This window comes from Bartonella gabonensis, from assembly GCF_903679515.1.
Lineage (GTDB): Bacteria > Pseudomonadota > Alphaproteobacteria > Rhizobiales > Rhizobiaceae > Bartonella > Bartonella gabonensis.
Genome location: NZ_CAHOYM010000002.1, coordinates 19,297 through 41,592, shown reverse-complemented (window position 1 = coordinate 41,592; position 22,296 = coordinate 19,297). Strand labels below are relative to the sequence as shown.

At 37.8% G+C, this 22,296-nt stretch carries 13 protein-coding genes; 7 read left to right on the top strand and 6 right to left on the bottom strand.

Annotated elements, in window-relative coordinates:
• Positions 1 to 503 precede the first annotated feature (503 nt).
• From accD to tsaE, 6 genes are all read left to right on the top strand, one after another.
• Positions 504 to 1,424 carry an acetyl-CoA carboxylase, carboxyltransferase subunit beta gene (accD, locus tag HWX04_RS00920; protein WP_175868369.1) on the top strand — a complete coding sequence of 307 codons (921 nt, stop codon included), beginning with the start codon at positions 504 to 506 and terminating at the stop codon, positions 1,422 to 1,424.
• A gap of 4 nt (positions 1,425 to 1,428) precedes the next feature.
• Positions 1,429 to 2,748 (top strand): bifunctional folylpolyglutamate synthase/dihydrofolate synthase, encoded by a 1,320-nt coding sequence (locus HWX04_RS00915; RefSeq protein WP_175868368.1) that lies wholly within the window; start codon positions 1,429 to 1,431, stop codon positions 2,746 to 2,748.
• 43 nt (positions 2,749 to 2,791) lie between these two features.
• Positions 2,792 to 3,790 carry a complex I NDUFA9 subunit family protein gene (locus HWX04_RS00910; protein ID WP_175868367.1) on the top strand — a complete coding sequence of 333 codons (999 nt, stop codon included), beginning with the start codon at positions 2,792 to 2,794 and terminating at the stop codon, positions 3,788 to 3,790.
• Positions 3,791 to 4,496: 706 nt separating this feature from the next.
• Complete coding sequence (gene ahcY, locus HWX04_RS00905; protein WP_175868366.1) at positions 4,497 to 5,894, top strand: adenosylhomocysteinase; 1,398 nt, start codon at positions 4,497 to 4,499, stop codon at positions 5,892 to 5,894.
• A gap of 36 nt (positions 5,895 to 5,930) precedes the next feature.
• Positions 5,931 to 8,396, top strand: a complete 2,466-nt coding sequence (locus tag HWX04_RS00900; RefSeq protein ID WP_175868365.1) for a sensor histidine kinase — start codon at positions 5,931 to 5,933, stop codon at positions 8,394 to 8,396.
• Between the two features lie 11 nt (positions 8,397 to 8,407).
• Positions 8,408 to 8,875 carry a tRNA (adenosine(37)-N6)-threonylcarbamoyltransferase complex ATPase subunit type 1 TsaE gene (gene tsaE / locus HWX04_RS00895; RefSeq protein ID WP_175868435.1) on the top strand — a complete coding sequence of 156 codons (468 nt, stop codon included), beginning with the start codon at positions 8,408 to 8,410 and terminating at the stop codon, positions 8,873 to 8,875.
• A 180-nt stretch (positions 8,876 to 9,055) separates the two neighbouring features.
• On the opposite strand, the gene trxA is transcribed toward tsaE, so the two are convergent.
• From trxA to HWX04_RS00865, 6 genes are all read right to left on the bottom strand, one after another.
• Entirely contained in the window at positions 9,056 to 9,379 is a 324-nt protein-coding gene (gene trxA / locus HWX04_RS00890; protein ID WP_175868364.1) for a thioredoxin, read from the bottom strand.
• A gap of 174 nt (positions 9,380 to 9,553) precedes the next feature.
• A complete protein-coding gene (addA, locus tag HWX04_RS00885; RefSeq protein ID WP_175868363.1) occupies positions 9,554 to 13,030 on the bottom strand; it encodes a double-strand break repair helicase AddA in 3,477 nt (1,158 codons plus the stop codon).
• A gap of 2 nt (positions 13,031 to 13,032) precedes the next feature.
• A complete protein-coding gene (addB, locus tag HWX04_RS00880; RefSeq protein ID WP_175868362.1) occupies positions 13,033 to 16,152 on the bottom strand; it encodes a double-strand break repair protein AddB in 3,120 nt (1,039 codons plus the stop codon).
• 460 nt (positions 16,153 to 16,612) lie between these two features.
• The gene (locus HWX04_RS00875; RefSeq protein ID WP_175868361.1) at positions 16,613 to 18,187 is read right to left on the bottom strand and encodes a peptide chain release factor 3; all 1,575 of its coding nucleotides are present in this window, start codon (positions 18,185 to 18,187) and stop codon (positions 16,613 to 16,615) included.
• On the bottom strand, positions 18,187 to 19,848 hold the full coding sequence (locus HWX04_RS00870; protein ID WP_175868434.1) for a lysine--tRNA ligase: 1,662 nt from the start codon (positions 19,846 to 19,848) through the stop codon (positions 18,187 to 18,189). The genes HWX04_RS00875 and HWX04_RS00870 overlap by 1 nt, the downstream gene beginning before the upstream one ends.
• Before the next feature lie 408 nt (positions 19,849 to 20,256).
• On the bottom strand, positions 20,257 to 21,474 hold the full coding sequence (locus HWX04_RS00865; protein ID WP_175868360.1) for an argininosuccinate synthase: 1,218 nt from the start codon (positions 21,472 to 21,474) through the stop codon (positions 20,257 to 20,259).
• Positions 21,475 to 21,657: 183 nt separating this feature from the next.
• Here HWX04_RS00865 and HWX04_RS00860 point away from each other — a divergent pair, with 183 nt between their 5' ends.
• Positions 21,658 to 22,296: a LysE family translocator gene (locus HWX04_RS00860; RefSeq protein ID WP_175868359.1), complete on the top strand. Its 639-nt coding sequence runs from the start codon at positions 21,658 to 21,660 to the stop codon at positions 22,294 to 22,296.

The following is a 22,296-nucleotide window of genomic DNA, read 5'->3' as shown; positions in this document are numbered from 1 at the left end:
TTTTTGGTGCTTTATTTTATATGAAACGTGCACGCTTCAAGGAAACCGTTTGAAAAAAATCTTGCTCTGGTATTAGCGTTTCGCTAACATAACATTATCTATCCATTATTTTTTAATGGATACGTATCATCTTGTTAAGGCTTCTTGGCTTCAGGGCTTTCGATATTAATGATTAATTGGAGAGTCATTTTTATTAAAAGAAAATAAGCCGTTTGTTAACCAGCGCAAGAGGTGTGTTTTAATGCCAAAGTCAAAAAATAAAACATGTAAGTGCTTAAAAATTCTGAGAAATTTGTTATAGGGAATACTCTTCATGCATATAATTGTTATGATAGTGGAAATATTAAAAATAAAAAAACAATAGCGTTAGAGCTGTACGTGCACGGATAAAAGTATTAAATGAATTCGTTCTTGTTCAGCCGGAAAAGCAAAGATAACTGCTTAAGTTCTATATTCTTTCAAATCATGCAAAAATGTATAATATTTAAAGGAAGGCTATAAAGATGAACTGGATTACAAATTATGTTCGTCCTAAAATTAACTCTATATTGGGACGCCGTGAAATTCCAGAAAATCTATGGATTAAAGATCCTACCAATGGTGAAATGATCTTCCATAAAGATCTGGAAGCCAATCAATTTGTGGCTCCAAATTCTGGCTATCATATGCGTATCAGTGCCAAAAATCGTTTCATGCATTTTTTTGATGATGGTATCTATACAGCTCTTGAAAATCCAAAAGTTGTCACCGATCCTTTAAAATTTCGCGATGAAAAACGCTATATTGACCGGTTAAAAGATTATCGTTCTAAACTGGGTGTTGATGACAATATTTTAAGTGCACGTGGTACAATTGAAGGCTTACCTATTATTGCAACCGTTCAAGATTTCGCCTTTATGGGTGGATCTCTAGGTATGGCTTCAGGAGAAGCTATTATCAAAGCTTTTGATACGGCCATTGCTGAAAGGCGTCCGTTGGTTCTTTTTGCTGCGTCTGGTGGTGCGCGCATGCAAGAAGGAACACTCTCATTGATGCAAATGCCCCGTACAACAGTAGCAATTGAAATGCTGAAAGAAGCAAAACTTCCTTATATTGTTGTTCTAACCAACCCTACCACCGGTGGTGTTACTGCTTCTTACGCCATGCTTGGTGATATTCACATTGCTGAACCCGGCGCTATGATTGGTTTTGCTGGCCCACGTGTGATTCAACAAACTATACGTGAAACCCTACCAGAAGGTTTTCAAAGTAGTGAATATCTACTTGAACATGGTATGATTGATATGGTCGTATCGCGTTTAGAAATGAAAACAACCATTGCACGTCTTTTACGCTTAATGATGAAACATCCTGCTATTGTTAACCCTTCCAACCCATCTCCAACAGATTCTCAAACATCGCTTTCTACAACACAAGCAGCTTAAATTTATGCAACAAAGTCAAGTACAAAGGATGGTGGATGATTTACTAAAGAATTATCCGAAAAAATTTGATCTTTCTTTAGAACGTATTGTTCGCCTTTTAGAGCATCTTGGTAATCCACATTTAAAACTTGGCCCTGTTATTCACATTGCTGGAACAAATGGCAAAGGATCTGCATCAGCGATTTGTCGTGCTCTTTTAGAAAGTGCAGGATACGCCGTTCATATGTACAGCTCACCGCATCTCGTCAACTGGAATGAACGCTGCCGATTAGGCCAAAAAGGAGGAGGTCAACTTGTCACAGAGACCTTATTGGCTGAAACGATCTGTGAAATTATAAAAGTAAATCGTCAAGAGGTGATTACTATTTTTGAAATTTTTACAGCTGCTGCCTTTATGCTGTTTAGTGCACATCCAGCTGATGTTGTCATTTTAGAAGTTGGGTTGGGAGGACGTTTTGATGCGACCAATGTCATTAATAAACCAGCTGTATCGCTTATTATGCCCATTGATTATGATCATGAGAACTTTCTTGGAAACACAATTTCTCAAATCGCTTTCCAAAAAGGGGGGATTATCAAACCAAATGTTCCAGTGGTTATCGGAAAGCAAAATTATGAAGAAACCCTTGCTACTTTAATATCCCTTGCCGATAAAAATAAAGCACCTTATTCTCTATTTGATCAAGATTATCAAAGTTATAAAGAACATGGACGTATGTTTTTTCAAAACAATCAAGGTCTCATGGATCTTTCACTTCCTAACCTTATTGGAGACCACCAAGTTACCAATGCTGGTGCTTCTCTTGAAGCCATCTATCAAGCAGGTTTTCAACTTTCAGAACAAGTCATAAATGACGCTTTGAAAAATATTTATTGGCCCGCACGGATGCAACATCTCACCCATGGACATTTGGTTGTTCAACAGTCTCCTCATATTGATTTATGGCTCGATGGTGGTCACAATCCTGCTGCTGGAAAAGTTATTGCGGCTGAACTTAAACAATGGAGAAAAAAAACAGATCGTCCCATCATTATGATTGCTGGTATGATCAATACCAAAGATGCTGTTGGTTATTTTCGTCCTTTAGCGAATCTTGTCGATAAAGTGTATACGATACCGCTTATTGACAATAATGCCAGTATCTGTCCAATAAATTTAGCTGAATCAGCGCAACAAGCAGGAATCTTTGCAGCCCCCCAAGTGCACCTACAAGATGCTTTGCATAAAATTAAGGAAGAATATAAAGAGGCTATTGTCCTTATTGGAGGTTCCCTTTATCTTGCGGGCGATATTTTGCGTGACAATAAAACACCACCGTGCTAGAAATTGGCTATTTTAAAAGCTTTGAAAGATAGAATTTTTAATCATGCAACTTGATTATGCACTTTATCAACATCCTAAACTTATCACTGTTTTTGGCGGATCTGGTTTTGTAGGACGTCATGTCGTTGAAACTTTGACTAAGCGGGGATATCGCGTTCGTATCGCTGTTCGTTGTCCGCAAAAAGCTTATTACATGCTCCAAATAGGAGAAGTAGGGCAAACCCAAATGCTTAAAACAGATATAAAGTATCGTGCCTCTGTTGCACGCGCATTGCTTGGAGCTGATGCTGCAGTGTTTTTGCCTGGTAGTTTAAAACAAGCAAATCAATCGAATTTTAAAAGTACACAAATTGATGGTTCTTACAATGTTGCTGAATTGACAGCAGAAGCTGGTATTCCACTCATCTATATGTCAACACTTGTGGCTAACGAGAACACTTCATGTCTTTATTCGCATGTCAAATTTACGGGTGAGCAAATCATTCATAACAAGCATCCTCAAGCAATGATTATCCGTCCATCCGTTATCTTTGGACCAGAGGATTGTTTCTTTAACACCTTGGCAGATTTGTCGCGTTTTTTACCCATTATGCCTCTTTTTGGAGGGGGACAAAGTAAATTGCAACCTGTGTATGTTGGTGACGTTGCCGAGTTTATTGCGCGCGCTTTAGATGGACAAGCTGCTTGGGGGAAAAATTACGATCTTGGTGGTCCACAGATTATCACCTTCCAAAATGCTCTTGAAAATATACTCAAAATTATTCACCGTAAAAAAATAATCCTATCCATGCCTCTCTCTACTGGTTTATTGATTGGAGGAATTTGGGGAACAATCGGTAAATTGCCTTTTATACCAACACTTGTAACGGCTAATCAGATACGCTTTCTGCAAATGGATAACATTGTTTCTCAAGAAGCTCTTGAAAATGGATATACTTTAGAAGGTGTGGGAATTACTCCTAAGGCAATAGCTGCATTCTTGCCAAGTTATCTCTGGAGATTTCGTCCACATGGTCAATTTTCCCAAAACTTACTCGTCTAAAATAAATTCTCCAAAAACTGAGTTAATTATTTGATTTATAATTCATCACTTGTCGTTCGTTATTTTAAAATCAGAATGTTCAATAAATTGATGTTTTTGTATTTTAAATACTCTATTCAGGATTAAAAAAGTGTTTCTTCACACATTTATAGTCTTTTGATAAAAATCGTTGAAAACAGGAAAAAAGCATCTCTTATAAACTGTCTTTATGCAAGAGCAGACGCAACATAGGAAACCAGAAGAACTGGATTTGGATTGGCTTATTCATAAATATAAAGATAACAATGTATGGATTTGCATTATATTATTTTGCTAAAAAGCTTAATAATGGAATGAAACAAGGGCATAACGCCTTTTTTAAACAGCCGTATGCGTGAATAGAATAAGAGTATACTATCTGGTTATCTCATAAAAACTATGAAGCAATGCATCATTTTTATCCTTTAAAAGGTACTCCTCTGGAGATTTTTAAAAGCTTTAAAATTACGTGAAAAGAATAGAATTTTGTTTTTATGATAAGACTTATCATGAGATCTCTTGTCCTATTCGCAACATCATTACTCAGAGCCATAAATGCATATTTGTTGTACAAATTTAGAGAGATTTTAAAAGAGCTTTTTCACATAAAGAAGTTTTCTTCTTATCTTGCATTTTTTTTTAATTTCTCCTACCGTCTTCTAAAAAACTAGTTTTAAAGGAATGAAGAATGACAGCTCAAGATTTTGTTGTCAAAGATATTGCCCTTGCCGATTATGGTCGTAAAGAACTTGATATTGCTGAAACTGAAATGCCTGGCTTAATGGCTTGTCGCAAAGAATTTTCCCCCAGTCAACCTTTGCGTGGTGCACGTATTTCTGGCTCATTGCATATGACAATTCAAACAGCTGTTTTAATTGAAACATTAAAAGCGATTGGTGCCGATATACGGTGGAGCTCTAGCAATATTTTTTCTACACAAGATCATGCAGCAGCAGCTATTGCCGCAACGGGTATTCCTGTATTCGCCGTTAAGGGTGAAACATTGGAAGAATATTGGACTTATATAGATGCAATTTTCCAATGGCCTGATGGTAATCTTTCTAATATGATTTTAGATGATGGAGCAGATGCTACAAACTATATTTTAATGGGAAGTCGTGCGGAACAAAACAAAGATATCCTTTCACATCCCAAAACAGAAGAAGAAGAAATTTTTTTCAAACAAATCCAAAAGCGTATGGATGTAACACCGGGATTTTTTACACGACAACGCGCAGCAATTAAAGGTGTAAGCGAAGAAACCACAACAGGTGTAAACCACCTTTATCAATTACAAAAGGAGGGGCTTCTGCCTTTTCCTGCTATTAATGTCAATGATAGCGTCACTAAATCAAAGTTTGATAATAAATATGGCTGTAAAGAATCATTGGTCGATGGTATTCGACGTGGAACAGACGTGATGATTGCTGGTAAAACAGCCATTGTCTGTGGTTATGGTGATGTAGGAAAAGGTTCAGCAGCGTCTCTTTCTGGTGCTGGAGCTCGTGTTAAAATAACAGAAATTGATCCTATTTGCGCTCTTCAAGCGGCTATGGATGGCTATGAAGTTGTTAATTTGGATGATGCTGCCTCCAGCGCTGATATTATCATCACAACAACAGGTAATAAAGATGTTGTCCGTCTAGACCATATGCGACAAGTCAAGGATATGTGTATTCTTGGAAATATTGGTCATTTTGATAATGAAATCCAAGTCACAGCTCTTAGAAGTTTACCATGGATAAATATTAAACCTCAAGTTGATATGATCACCTTTCCCGATGGAAAACGCATCATTTTGCTCTCTGAAGGGCGTTTGTTAAACCTCGGTAATGCGACAGGGCATCCTTCTTTTGTCATGTCAGCCTCGTTTACCAATCAAGTTTTAGCGCAAATTGAACTTTTTACCCATGCCGAACACTATACAAATGAAGTCACTTTTTTACCTAAACATCTTGATGAAAAAGTTGCACGTCTCCATCTTGATCGGTTAGGAATAAAATTAACTGTTTTATCAGAAGAACAAGCCAATTATATTGGAGTCACACCGCAAGGACCTTATAAACCAAACCATTATCGTTACTAAAATGCCTCCTTGGGTTTTTAAAAAGGGAAAAATGTCGTGCTCAGCTTTGGTGACCATACCCCCAAAGAAAAAGCTCAAAAAATGATTCGAATCTATACGTATATATTTTGCCTTTTTTTCTTTTTTTCTCCAACACGTACTGTTGCTCAATCGCTGGAAGATTATTTACCATTTTCCTTCACTTTGCCAAATGGTCCATGGCTGCTTTTAGCACTGTGTGGAGGAATTTCTTGTGCTTCATTGCTCACCTGCATGGCTGTTATTATGCATGCAAAAAAAGTAGCACAGAAGCCTTTTAAAATAATTCAGACAGATTTTTCTGAAAAACTTAAATATTATGAATGGCTTTTGGAAGAAACTGAACAATTCCTTCTTATTTGGGAAAATCCAACAACCTTACCTCGTGTTGTTGGTGGTCTTTCCACATTGCAAAAAATAGGCATTGATCAGAAAGATTTTCAGCGCTTTGAACTCTGGGTTGAAGAAAATTCTCTGCGAGAACTTGATTATGCGTTGACTCAACTGCGTTGTAAATCTCACCCTTTTGAACTTTCTATCACCACCGCAAATAATGTGCTGCTACAAGTTACAGGGGTTATCGCGAGAACAGCTGCCATTGCTCGTTTTCAAGATACCTCAAAACAGCAGAACGAAAATGCTCGTTTACAGAAAGATATTGCTCGCATTCTTACTGAACTGAGAATGCAGCGTAATCTTCTTGATCTTATTCAAGAGCCTGTATGGATAAAAGATGGCGAAGGAAAAGTTTGTTTTATCAATCGCGCCTTTAGGGAAATGACAAACTTTCGTGAAGATAGTGATGAAGTAGGCGATCTTTTCAATGAAAACACACAACGCAAAACAGATGAAATAGAAACTATTTTTCAAGAACATGTTCATACCGTCATTGATGGAGAACGACGCCGTTTTCATCTCACACGTCTCACAACAGCTGAAGGAATGGCCGCTTTTGCACGTGATGACAGTGCCTATGAAAATCTTGCTCATGAATTAAGATATGTTCTTCAAAGCCATTGTGAAACCCTTGACCAAATCTCAACAGCTGTAGCCATTTTTGATACAAACCAAAAATTAAAATTCTGCAATCATGCTTTTAAAATTTTATGGCCGTTAGAGAGTTCCTTTTTAGAAAGTGAACCAAGCCATACATTATTTCTTGAACGTTTACGTGAAAAAGGACTCATTGCTGAACATCCTGATTGGCGCGCGTGGAAAGAAGAACTTTTTAAAGCCTATCGGCAAACAGAATCAAACCAACAAATTTGGAATCTTCCAGATGGCCGTACGGTGCGCATTGTCTCGAACCCTCATCCACAAGGAGGGGTCACTTGGCTTTATGAAAACCTTACAGAAAAAATTGATCTTGAACGCCGTTATAATACACTTATTAAAATACAAGGTGAAACACTTGATAAACTTTCTGAAGGCGTGGTCGTTTTTGGTACTGATGGACGCCTTCGTTTATCGAATCCTTCCCTATCGAAATTGTGGTCGCTTCCTTATAATTTAATGGTAGAAGGAACCCATATTACACAGTTAAAAAGCCATTGTTCAGCCTTAACCTTGGGGAAAGAATGGGATCAATTTACCAAATTCATTACCGGTTTTGCTGAAAAACGTGAAACATTTTCAGGTCGTATAGATCTTAAAAATGATATGATTATTGACTATACTCTGGTCCCTCTTCCCGATGGACAAACAATGCTTACTTTTGTGAATGTTACAGACACTGTCCATGTAGCACGTGCTCTTCAACAAAGAAATGAAGCATTAGAAAGCGCTGATCGTTTGCAGAATGAATTCGTCCAACATGTTTCCTATGAATTACGTACACCTCTCACCAATATTATTGGATTTTCCGATATTTTACGGGATCAAATTTTCGGTTCTATCAATGAACGCCAACAAGAATATCTTGGGCATATTCATTCAGAATCAGGAACTCTTTTAAATATTGTTAACGATATTCTTGATCTTGCCACCCTTGATGCAGGAATTATGGAGTTAGATATAAAACCAGTTAACATTGCCGATGTTATGATACAAGCAGTAGCCCGTGTAGAAGATCGCCTTAATGGACGTCATATTACGCTTTTACAACAAATTTCTCCTTCCTTAAACACTATTTCTGCTGACGAAAAACGCTTACATCAAATTTTTGTAAATGTCTTGAGTAATGCTATTAATTTTGCAACAGAGGCGAGTACGATTGAATTTTGTGTCGATGAACAAGATGATAATATCGTCTTTAGCGTTCACAATGAGGGCTCTGACATCCCTGAAGACATTCTTGATCGTATTTTTAAACGTTTTTCTTCTCATTCACACCATGGTGGGCGTGCAGGAGCGGGGCTTGGTCTTTCGCTTGTGAAAAGTTTCGTTGAATTACACGGTGGATATGTTGAAATTCTTACAGGTTCTGGAAAAGGAACAACCGTTAAGTGTTTTTTTCCACTCTCCAAAGGAGATAAGATTTTTTAATGGAACGCTTAATAAATTTTGATTTTTTCCTTGAAAATGAAGAGGCAACAAAGCTTTTTGCAAAAAATTTAGCCCTTTCTTTAAAGTCAGGGGATCTTGTAACGCTGCAAGGAGATCTTGGAACTGGAAAATCAACCATTGCACGGACAATCATCCAAACGCTTGCAAACGATAACACTATAGATGTTCCAAGCCCTACTTTTACTCTTGTGCAAAGCTATCAACTTCCACAGTTTGAAATTATTCATGCTGATCTTTATCGCCTTTCTATGGTAGAAGAAATTGATGAATTAGGGCTTCATGAAGCACGTGAGAAAAACATTTTACTGGTTGAATGGCCAGAAAGAAGTACAGATCTTTTAGAGATGGCCACTTTTGCACTTACCTTAGAATATAAAGTACATGGGCGTCATGTGACACTGAGATCTGCACAATATTCCATCGAACGTTTGCAACAGTCTTTTGCAATTCGCACATAAAAAGAACATCAATATGATCATACATAATAGTATAGATTCTTAGAAAGCATTAAAATACATGCATTTAACTTTTTGATTTAATTGAATTGCTCTTACAATATATTGTAGAAAAGAATGTTTTTTTAAAAAGCCAAAAGGAGAGATATAGTGTCTCTCCTTTATTGTTCCCTATGTATGGCATTAACTAAGCCCATCTTTTATCCACTCAGAAAGACGTCCTTTAGAGGTAGCGCCAACCATATTCGATGAAACATTTCCATTTTTAAACATTAATAATGTAGGGATAGAGCGTACTCCATATTGGGTAGCCAATTCCGGATTTTCATCAATATTTACTTTGGCAAATTTAACTTGGTTTTGCATTTCCGTTGAAATTTCATCCAAAATTGGAGCAATAATTTTGCAAGGACCGCACCATTCTGCCAAAAAATCAACCACAACAGGGGTGGAAGAGGTTAGAACTTCACTTTCAAAATTGTCCTTATCAACTTTTACACACGTCATTGGTTTATCCTTTATAGTTATTTTTTATAGATTGGTATGATAACAATTCATATCAAGTCATTGCAAAAATAAATTATTAAGGAGCTTTTTTGCACCCAAAATTGTGGAGTGTGTTCATTTGAGAAATTTTATGAAAGTAAAAAAGCGTAAAGATACTTGGAAGGAAAAAATAACTTATAAGGCAATTTCATCAAGAAATGCCTCAAGCTTTTCTGGAGGAAGTTTAAAAATTTTGGCTTCTTTACTGTAGATAAGCAGAGCTTGAACATCTTTATTGGGATGAATGGCTTGCAACAATTTTCGATAAAGAGCCATTTGCAACCAATGATGAGGAGCAATAGCGGCTTCATTTTCTGGTGGGATTCCCGTTTTAAAATCGGCAAAGATAATGCTATTTTCTGTGATGTAGAGACGGTCAATTTGACCAGAAATTGCTTGTTCTTTTCCACGAATTTTTACAATACCCATTAAGAGAACCTCAGCACGTGAATACTCCGAGAAAAGGGGTCTTAGGTAAATGTGATCTAACATTTTCCAAACATGGCGAAGAGCCTCTTCTCTTTGGCTTTTATCCCAATGAGAGGCTTTGATATTGAGATAGTTTCGAGCATAATCTTGACGTTTTTGCGGGGGGCAGTCGGGTAGATATTGTAATAATCGATGAATGAGCTTACCATATTCAATGAAAAAAGCTCTGTTGGTGTTTATTTCTCCTAAAACAGGTGAAGTGAAAAGTTGTTTTGAGCTTGAGGAAAGCTCTGTATCAGCTTCAATTGAAAGGCTCGCAACTGAAGGTTTTAACGGTTTTGGGAGTACTGGTTCTGTTGGTACTTTATGGGAGTAAAAGGCAGGCAAAGGTGGTAAGTCTTGACTCTTAGCGAAAGCGACTTCTTGGTTTATAGAAACAGCAGAAGGAGGGGTAATGCAATAACGCCAAGCTGCAATATCCTCCGCAGGACCTTTTATAGAAACTGCATGGGGTTCAAGGGCTTTTTTTACCAGTTGTAGCCATGTATCAGAGAACGTTTTTTTACCTTTATATCCACAAACAAATAAACGATCTTCAGCGCGTGTCATTCCTACATAAAGAAGGCGCCTATATTCCTCTTCTGCACGCTCTTTTAAATGTGAAATTGCCTGCTTAGAGAGTTTTGTATCCAACTTTTCATTGGGGCGCCAAATAAAAGCTTGTTGTCCGTCCCCTTGTACATTGTTTAAAGAAACGTTAAGCAAGTGAGGCGCATGCTGCGAATGCCAAATCGCACTACCAGGATCAACCAAAAACACAACAGCAGCCTCTAGCCCTTTTGCGGCATGAACCGTCATGATACGAATTTCTTCATTGTTTTGTTCAAATTCACGTTTAATTTCTGGTTCGCTTGCACTTAATGTTTCTAAAAAAGCTTGTAATCCTGGTAAGCCTGTTTTTTGAATGTTAAGCGTATAATCCATAAAAGCATCGAGCACATCATTTGCTTCTGATCCTAAACGAGACAGAATTTTTTGTCTTCCTTTATCATTATTCAAAATATGGCTATAAAACTCGAAAACCGGTATTTTATCTACTAAAGCCCTATAATGATTCAGCTTTTCAAAAGCATCTTTAAAAGACGCTTTCGATGATGCGTGCTCACATAAACTTTGCCAAAGAGAGCCGGTTCGGTGTGCGGCAAGCTGATAAAGTTCCTCTTCACTAAAAGCAAAAAGGGGGCTTTTTAATACGCAAGCAAGAGAAAGATCATCTTGTGGCTGCAAAACAAAACGCCCAAGTGCCATTAAATCACGGATACTAATATGTTTGGTGAGTTGTAAACGATCAGCCCCTGCTACAGGAATATTACGGTGTTTAAGAGCACGGGAAAGCGCTGAAACAAATTTATCACGTTTACGGACCAAGATCATAATATCACTTGCCCGTATTAAGCGTCCCTTTGCTGGAAGCATTTCGCCTTTTTGTAACCAGTCAGCAATCATTTCAGCAATTTTTTCTGCTAAACGGATTTCAGGGGTATCTAAATGATCAACACTTAAATGCCAATCGTGCGGAAATTCGCTTGTTTCTTTGGAAATGGCATCCCATATAACAACCTCACCCGGACTATGAACACGGATAGCGTCATGCACCGTCTTTGTATTTTCTGCTGAAAGTCCTTTATAATTTTCTGATGTTTCAAAAACAAGATCAACGCTTTTAAGAACATCTGCTGTAGAGCGAAAAGAATAATGCAGTTGTATTTTTTCAAATTGCTGATTTGTTTGCTGCACTTTTTTTTGAATGATTCGTCCATTTGCAGCAAAATTTTCTGGAGCAGCGCCTTGAAAAGAATAAATAGATTGCTTTTCATCTCCAACAGCAAAAAGAGTCCGTATATTTGTTCGTTGGCTATACCCTGAGAAAAATTCTTGTGCCAACAGTTGTATAATTTGCCATTGCTCAGAGTTGGTGTCTTGTGCTTCATCAAGTAGAATATGATCAAGCCCCTGATCAAGTTTATAGTGTACCCATTGGCTTGCACCTTTGCGCTGTAACAAATGAAGTGTACGCTCAATAAGATCGTCAAAGTCTAATAAGCCATTGGCCTTTTTTAGATTCGTATAGATTTTGAGATAAATGGCACAGAGCTGAAAAGCAGCCATATTGAGAGTGGCAACCTTTGCACATTGATATTTTTCTAAAAGAACAGAAAGCTTGCTTTGTTTATCTTCAAGCATTTGTTGAATAAAAGGCCAAATTTCGTCTGATTTTTTACGAGATAAATGTGAAAAATTACGCGGCTCACCTTTTGTTGTAAAACAAATATCAGAAATAACCTTGATAATATTGGTCTCATCACGCATCTTTTCTAGTTGGGAAAACTTTTCCACAATATCTTTCAGACGTTGACTGCCATTGGTTTCACAATGCTTAAGAACATAAAGAGGAAGGCGCGCAGTTTGTTGAATTTGTTCCTGTAGGCATTGATTTGTTTCATCGGGCGCTAAGTTAAAAAGCGCTCGCAATTTTTCTTCTCCATTTTCAGATAGAAGAGAAAATAAAAAATCAAAGAGCTTATGTTGCTTTTCAACTGCTTCATCGAGAAGTTGGTTAAAAGTATGTTCGCTGATAACTTGAAGTAACTGCTGCAAAGCAGGTTGTACATCACGACATGCTAAAAGTTGGCGACGAGATTCTTGTCGTAATTTTTTGCGACTGATATCATCGGGGAGTTCAAAATGTCCTGCAATATTGGCTTCTAACATAAATTGATGCAAGAGAGATTCACAAAAAGCATGAATCGTTTGAATTTTTAAACCACCAGGCGTTTCAAGCGCACGAGCAAAGAGTTGTCGTGCATACGTTAATTGTTGCGCATTGACGGTTTTATTTTCAAACCGTGTTAAGGTTTCTTGCAGCTGTGCATCATCGAGTTCATTCCAACTGGAAAGTGTGCGAAAAATTCGTGATTGCATAACAGCAGCAGCAGCTCTTGTATAAGTAAGGCATAAAATACGTGCTGGAGGCGTACCATTTAAAAGCAAACGAATAACACGTTCACTTAAAACGTGGGTTTTTCCAGACCCAGCATTTGCAGAAACCCACACGTTTTTTTGGGGATGTGTTGCCGTTGCTTGTGCATCAAGAGCAGCTTGAGGAATAGAAAAAAAAGTCATGATCACTCTTCTTTACGAAAATCAATTGACCATTCCCATAACCTTGCCAAATGGTCGTAGTCCCCTTCATATCGTTTTTCCATGGGAACAGCATGTGAGAGATAGCCTTGTTGTGGATTTTGATAATACGTTATAAGGGCAATAAGATTTTTCCAGGCAATTTCACCAAGATTAACGGCACTAAGGTACGTTTTTTCTTCTTTTTTCTTTAAAAGAATAGATTGGGATTTAATTTCACCTTTTCCGTTCAGGGGAATACAAAATAAATTTGAGGGAGTAAGATCTTGAAAATCTGGAAATGCCCCTTCCATCAGCAAAGCTGTTTCTAAAGCCAATTGTGGAAATAATAATTCGCGAACTTGTTTTGATAAAGGAGGGGTTCCAGTTTTGAAATCTAAAATTTCAACCGTTTTGTCTGGCAAAACATCAAGTCGATCAGCCCTTCCTGAAAGGGTTACCCCTGTAGTCCCTATAGGGATTTTTTGTGAGACCACTTCAGCATATCGCTCTCGCGGCCCTAATTTTTTTTCCCATTGAATAAGAAATGGAGCAAGATTTTCAAAACTGTTCCACCAAACTGTTTCAATATCAGGTGGAAAATTGAATTTATCAAATTCTTTACGTCCAATAGCAAGCAAGACATCTAATGCATTTACAGTATTTGGATTTTTTATTTGTGTGCAAAAATTTGCAAGAATAGCGTGATAAAGTATTCCGCGCTCAAGTGTGCTGGGGTCATGAATAAGTGCTTTAAGGGGTTTGATTCGTAATATTTTTTTGGCATAAATAGCATAAGGATCATATCGCAATGTTTCTATTTCAGTGACTGAAAAATGACGCGGTCGCATCTCAAGGGGTGGGATAGGGCAAGGACGTTCCACCTCAGAATTTACGCTTGTATGATCAAGCATCTTTGTCCAATAGAGGAGTATGTTACCTCGTGCACGAATTTGCTTCCAAACCTGTTTTCCTACAACGGTTTCTATGCGCTGTAGCCAGCGTGAAGGAATAGAAGGGGTATGATTAACACGCAATGCGCGAGTCATCACCACTTTATCCATTCCCATAGCCCATTGAAAATCATGCGCAGAAAAACCGATACGCTGCTCTGGTGGTTCCAGCGTTAACATCATTTTCATCGGTCGTGATAAAAAAGCATCATTTTTGGTTGATATCGGCCATGACCCTTCATTAAGACCGCCAACAACCACTGTATCAACCGTTTGCAAACGTGATTCCAAAGTACCCCAGATGAATAAACGTGGATGTCCTCCAGGTGAAGGTGTGACGGAACGCGTTGCGATCAATGCAGAAAACATAGCAGGCCATTCGCTAAGATGAAATGTTAATCCTGATTGATCACTGACCAATTCCCGCAAAAAATTTGATAGAGCTTGCCCTGCTTCGTGTTGATAAAGATGGGCAAGAGAATTATCCTCATTGCGACCAAAATTTTCAAAAACCTCAACAGTTGCTATCGCAGCTTCAGTGATAGTGCAATCTTTTTCTTGTTTCATGAGAAAAGCTAAAGGTTCAAAAGCTTTCTTCAAAAGCTGACAAAGGAAACGTGCTTCTTCACATTTCTGCTGATCAAGAGCGTTAATTTCAGAACGATCATGGGAATATGTTTCAATCCATTTTTCAAGAAATTGATCACATTCATAAAGATTGATGCGCCCTGTATTCCCTCGAAGTACAAAAAGTTCAAAATTTTCTGCCAGTTCGCGTAAGCGATGACGGTTTTGTTGGAGTGTTGTCAGTGGATGTTTAAGAAGAGAAAGAAAAGCAACGGGATCATCAGGTTGCAATACATTTTCTAAGATCAGTCGTAAGAGCGTTACAGGCAATGTTTGTGCAAGGGGTATTCCCCCTGAATCATTTGCTTCAATACCAAATCGCTGCAATTCAGCAGCAACACGGCGAGCCAAATTACGGTCATTTGTAATAAGGGCTGCGTTTTTTTTGGGTTCTTCAATAGCCTTGCGTAAGGCAACAGCAATAGCGAGAGCTTCTTCACGTTCATTTATAGCTTCAATAAATGACCAATCTGCACAAATTTCCTCATAATCATCACGGACAATTTGTATCCATTTATCTGTTGTAGAAGCTGGTCGGAATGCTTCTGATAAAAGCGCCATTCGCCTTTTCTTTGTTGCACTTTGTTGGCCAATTTCGCAAACATGATCGCGTTGACACTCCATAAGAGAAAGAAGTTTTTTTAAATGATATTGAGGATGGCTAAAAACATTTTCTGAATGATAAAAAAAATCACTCGCTGTTTTTTCTTTATTGCTTATGCTGAGTGCATTCCATTGTTCTTCATCCATATGAAAATCAAGGCCAGGAAGAACAACAGCCCCTTTTGGTAGAGAAGCTATAACCTTTAAAAGATGAGAAACTGCAGGAATAGAACCTGAAACACCAGCCGCAATGATCGGTTTATCAGATTGTACACGTTGTAAAGTCTCTGCATGCATTGTAAGCGCTTGATTACGCCATTCAGCGGGATTACTTCTCTGCCTTTCCATTAAGATTTGTGGCCAATTTTGCGTCACAATCGTTAGAAAATCCAGCGTTATTTGCCACCATTCAGCGACCATATCAGGGGCAATATCTTTAAGTTTTGTCCAACCTGCTTCTTCTGTTTCAATTTCATCCATCAAATGTGCTAAATCTTGAGCAAGCCAAATTGCATCAGCACTATGCGCAGGAATAAGCACATCTTCTGTACCAAACATGGCACGCAGATGTGCAGGCAAATTTTCACGCCATGGACGAATAAGACGCGCTAAAAGCAGCAGGCGTTCGCTTTCTCCAATAGGCGGTTCGAGAGCGCTGGTATAATTTTCAACAAAAAGGAAACTGTCTTCATCGATATCTCCTAGAGCACGAATGGTTGGCAAGAAGGTTGATTGTGTCTCGCTTCTTTCAACAAAGGCTAAACGCAAAGCCCGAGCCGCACGACGAGTCGGAACATAAATAATGCTATCGGCAAGAGCCGTTTGAATATCTCCATTGGCAGCAAAATTATCAATAAGAGTACCAGAGAGCAGCGCATCAACAAAGTGAGGCAAAAAAGCAGTTCCCGGAGAAATAGAAAAGACACGTGGTTTATAAGTCATATGATCTCATATTTTGGACAACAAATTCCATCTTATTGATTATTTGCATTATTTTGACTGTATACAATTTTCATACAATGAAAAACTGAAAAGCTCTATTTATAAAGGAGATTTTTAGCTTAGATTTTTAAAATATTGAAAAATCCGCTACGCTTCAAATCATCGTGAAAAAAATATCAAAATTTTTCTGATATTTTTCAATGAAGAATTGGCTACGACTTGTTCTTTAACTCACATAAGCACTAAAAAACAAACATTAAAATTTAAAAAGACTTTACAAATATATTATAACTTATTGAATATTATAAATAAATTTACTTTTTTTCTTCATATAACGCACTTTAAAAGTGTTTTTTACATGCTACATCATTTTCAGAAAAAAGTAACAATATTCAGATTCCGCACTCAATATGAAAAATCATTATCAAGCAAATTGTTACATAAAATATTCTTCTTTACATTAAGAGCGTACTTGATAATCTTTAAAAGTTGCAAATTTTATTTTCGGGGCTCGTTCTGCTTCATAATTTAATGAAAAATGATTTTCTGCTAAAAACACTGGATCCCCCTCCAGATCATGGGCAATGGCAGAATGGTGACTGCTGAGAAATTTTTGCAATTCATCTTTGCTTTGTGCTGATATCCAACGACATACATTAAAGCGTGCTGGTTCAAAATTTACCGGCAAGCCATATTCTATTTTCAGTCTTTTCTTTAAAACATCAATCTGCAAAGCACCAATGACACCAATCAGCGAAGGTGAACCATCATCTGGGATAAATAATTGCACAACCCCTTCTTCTGCCATTTGTTGCAAAGATTCTTTGAGTTTTTTTGCTTTCATCGAATCACCCAAACACACACGACGCAAGATTTCTGGTGCAAAATTGGGTACCCCCTTAAAAAGGATATCTTCTCCTTCTGTTAAGGTATCACCTATACGCAATGTGCCATGATTAGGAATTCCTACAATATCACCAGCATAGGCTTGATCAGCAATTTGGCGTGAACGCGCAAAGAAAAATTGGGGTGCTGAAAGTGTCATAGGTTTTCCCGTTCGCACCAATTTTGTTTTCATGCCACGTTCAAGTGTTCCAGAACAAACCCGAAAGAATGCAATACGATCACGGTGATTAGGGTCCATATTCGCTTGAATTTTAAAAACAAACCCTGTCATTTTAGATTCCGTTGCAACAATACTGCGGCGATCTGCATCCTGATCACGAGGACTTTGACCAAAATCAATGAGCGCATTGATCAAATCACGAACCCCAAAATTGCGTAACGCTGAACCAAAATAAACCGGAGTCATATGCCCTTCACGAAAAGCTTGAAGATCAAAATTTTTGCAAGCATTTCGTGCAAGTTCTACCCCTTCAAGAAAAGTTGAACGTTGATACTCAGGAAGCAGATTTATAACCTCATGGGGGCCAGAAACTTTCTGTTGTGTTACCTCATCATCTTTTTGACGAAACCGATTATGATGAAGATCAAATGTTCCTACAAAATCTTTACCCATCCCAATGGGCCAAGTTATTGGTGCGGTATCAAGGGCTAGTTTTTCTTCAATTTCATCTAAAAGCTCTAGTGGATCACGTGCCTCACGATCCATTTTGTTAATAAAAGTAACAATAGGAATATCGCGCATCCGACACACTTCAAATAATTTTAGTGTTCTTGGTTCAATTCCGCGTGCACCATCTAGCACCATAATAGCACTATCAACAGCTGTCAACGTGCGATAGGTATCGTCTGCGAAATCTTCATGGCCTGGCGTATCTAACAAATTTAAAATGTGATTTTCATATTCAAATGTCATCACCGATGTCACAACCGAAATACCGCGGTCACGTTCAATATGCATCCAATCGGAACGGGTTTGAATACGGTCTTTTTTCGCTTTTACCTCTCCGGCAAGCTGAATAGCTCCACCAAATAATAATAGCTTTTCTGTTAGGGTTGTTTTCCCTGCATCTGGATGGGCGATAATTGCAAATGTGCGACGCCGTTTTACCTCTTGCACACGCTTTTCCATTATTCCTCCACAGGTCGCGCAAGCGCTTCAGAAATCAGTGCACGCACTTCGTTAATCCCATATAAGGCAATAAATGACCCCAATCGAGGTCCTCGTTCTTGACCTAAAAGGACTTCATAGATCATTTGAAAAAAGACATTTGAAACACCCGGCCCCCCTTCAGGGCTTTTTTTGTTATGATCTTGATAGCGTTCTATTAAACGCGCAACATCAAGAAGTGCATTTTGAATCATATTGCTATCAGCAGTTTCAGGCAAACTGGCTAATTTTGCATCAATTTGCGCTAATGTTTCCCGTTCACGATCATCTGCTGCTCGAAATTTTTTGTTGGGTTTAACAAAAAAATCAAAATATTTAAGGGAAAATTGCACTAACCGATCAAGTTCTGGATAAGTTTGTGCATTTGCTCCTTTCGCATAGCGAGAAATAAATCCCCAGAGAACGTCTTTATTCTCTGCATTTGAAGCACTTACCAAATTCAAAAGAAGAGTAAAGGGGACGGGTAAATCAACTTGTGGAGGACAACCATTATGAATATGCCATACTGGATTATTAAGTCGTTCTTGCCAACTTTGGCGACCATAAGCAGAAAGATGCGCATAATACTCATCAACAGCTTTGGGAATAACATCAAAATAAAGCCGTTTTGCTGTTTTGGGCTTTGAAAACATATAAAGACCTAGACTCTCCGTTGGTGCATATGTTAACCACTCATCAATCGTTAAGCCATTTCCTTTAGATTTAGAAATTTTCTGTCCTTTATCATCCAAAAAAAGCTCATAATTAAATCCTTCTGGTGGTTTTCCACCAAGTGTTTTACAAATTTTAGAAGAAAGGTTTGTGGAATCGATAAGATCTTTGCCCGCCATTTCATAATCAACACCAAGTGCTGTCCAGCGCATAGCCCAATCCACTTTCCACTGACATTTTACTTTGCCACCCGTTACCTCCGTTTCAATGGTTTCTCCTGTTTCAGGCTCAATATAGGTGACAGTGCCTTTTTCAACATTGCGAGCAATCATCGGCACCTGTAAGACCTTACCAGAAAATGGAGAAATAGGTAAAAAGAGCGAATAAGTAGCCCGTCTTTCTTCACCCAATGTTGGCAAAACAATTGCCATGACTTTGTCATAACAGGCAAGTATTTTTAAAAGTGTTTCATCAAAACGACCGGAGCTATAATAATCAGTGGCACTCGCAAATTCATAATCAAAACCAAAACGATCAAGAAAAGTGCGCAAACGTGCATTATTTGCCGCTCCAAAAGAAGGATAAATATCACCAAAAGGATCTGGTATACGGCTAAGCGGTTGACCAAGATAGCTTTCCATCTCTTCGCGATTGGGCACATTATCAGGAACTTTACGTAAACCATCCATATCATCAGAAAAACAAAGCAGTTTTGTTTTCACCTTATTCTCTGTGAGAATATGGAAAGCATGGCGCACCATAGTTGTACGTGCTACCTCCCCAAAGGTGCCAATATGTGGCAAACCAGAAGGCCCATAACCTGTTTCAAATATTACACTTTCTGGATAACCTATTTTCTCATACCGTTTGATAATTTTACGTGCTTCTTCAAAGGGCCAAGTTTTTGATTGAGCAGCCGCATCTCTCAATTCAGACGTAAGGCTAAGAGCATCATATTGATCACGCATCATCATCTTTATCCTAAAAAATTAAACTCTTTAACGGTATGGTGTATGGTTCTTGGATTCATTCGTCAATAATAGCAAGCGAAAAACTGCCAAAAATCTTTTTATTATGCTCTTGCTATAACTAACTTCTGCCCTATTCTTTCACTTGTGTTTTTTTATATCAATGAAGTATAAATATTATGAAATGTAATTTGCTCATTTTGGTTATTGGTGTTTTAATTGCTATTATTCTAGGCTTCGTTTATTACACTTATGAGCAAGAAAAAAATCTTCTAGCATTGAACTAAAAGTTGGACAACAAACCACTTTGCCAACATCAATAAGTTAGAAAAATGACAAAATAAAAACCTTTTATACAAAAAATATCCTTTTGTTATACTGTCAGTGAAATATGCGATCATTTCTTTATAATTATGATGAACGCGCTGCCAATGTACGTAAACGCAAGGCGTTTAATTTAATAAAACCTGCCGCATCTTTTTGATCATAGGCGCCTTCATCATCTTCAAAAGTTACTAATTGACTGGAATATAGTGACTTTTTGCTTTGGCGTCCTTCAACAATTACATTACCCTTATAAAGCTTTACTGTCACTTCACCTTCAACATTTTCTTGAGATAAGTCAATAGCCGCCTGCAACATTTTGCGTTCAGGTGAAAACCAAAAACCATAATAAATGAGTTCTGCATAACGCGGCATTAATTCATCTTTCAAATGCGCTGCTCCCCGATCCAATGTCAACGATTCTATTGCCCGATGCGCCGTTAAAAGAATGGTTCCTCCCGGTGTCTCATAAATGCCCCGTGATTTCATGCCAACAAAACGATTTTCTACCAAATCTAACCGACCGATACCATTGTCGCGTCCATAATTATTTAATTCAGTAAGTAAATTTGCAGGAGATAAATTTTTCCCATTAATCGAAACAGCATCGCCTTTTTTAAAGCCAATAGTGATGATAGTTGCTTGATCTGGAGCAGCTTCCGGTGAAAGAGTCCGCATATGTATATATTCAGGAGCAGGGATTGCGGGATCTTCTAAAATTTTTCCTTCTGATGACGAATGCAATAAATTTGCATCAACCGAAAAAGGTGCCTCTCCTTGCTTATCCTTCTCTACAGGAATTTGATGGACATGTGCAAAATTAATCAAATCTGTTCGACTCTTAAAATCCCAATCCCGCCACGGAGCAATAATTTTGATACCAGGATTAAGAGCATAGGCAGAAAGTTCAAAGCGTACTTGGTCATTACCTTTTCCTGTTGCCCCATGGGCAATTGCATCTGCACCCGTTTCCTTAGCAATTTCAATCAAGCGTTTTGAAATGAGTGGACGCGCTATTGACGTCCCCAAAAGATAGCTCCCCTCATAAACTGCATTAGCGCGAAACATTGGAAAGACAAAATCACGGACAAACTCTTCACGCAAATCTTCAATATAGATTTCTTTCACCCCCAGCATTTCTGCTTTACAACGCGCAAGAGCTAATTCTTCCCCCTGCCCTAAATCAGCTGTAAAGGTTACAACCTCAGCACCCCGTTCTCTTTGCAACCATTTAAGAATAATAGATGTATCCAACCCCCCAGAATAAGCTAAAACAACTTTTCTAATATTTTGCCACTTTTTCACTGTAAAATTCCACCATATATATTTTTTAAAATTTAAAGCTTAAAAACTGTGTAAATAATGAAAATAAATTCCTTTTGAACAATATTTAAAAGATGCAAAAAAATACAAGAAAGTGTAAAGAAGCACTTTTTGTAAGAAGTGTGAATTATTTGAATATTTTTACACAATAATAAAGAGGTTTATATGTCATTTTTTCCTGAATGGCCTATTTTGATACAATTTTCTGTGGCATCATTGATTTTAGCACTGATTCCAGGACCGGATATGATGCTTTCTATAGGGCGCACCATTACACAAAGCAAAAAAGCTGGTATTATGTGTGCTCTTGGAAGTGCAACGGGTTTTGCTATTCAAGTAACAGCTGTAGCACTTGGCTTATCTGCTCTTATTTTTGCTTCACCACGTGCTTTTGTTCTTCTTAAAGTTGCTGGCGCTTTTTATCTTCTATGGTTTGCCATTCAAGCATTACGTAAACAATCAACATTTTCTATTGAAAAAACATCCTCTCAATACAAGAGCTCTAGACGTAACTATCTTGCTGGTATTGGAATTAATCTTTTAAATCCCAAAGTTATTCTTTTTAATGTAACCTTTTTGCCGCAATTTATTAATGCGAATGACCCTATGGCAACGCAAAAGTTACTTATCTTAGGGCTTTCTTATATTCCTATTTCTCTCCCTATCACAATTTCAACAGTCTTTATAGCGCATAAACTTTTCAAAAGTCTCAAACAAAATCCTCTTTATATGCGCTTTTTAAATTGGCTTATCGCTGGTACCTTTACCAGCTTTGCTCTCCATCTTCTTATAACCGAAAATTGA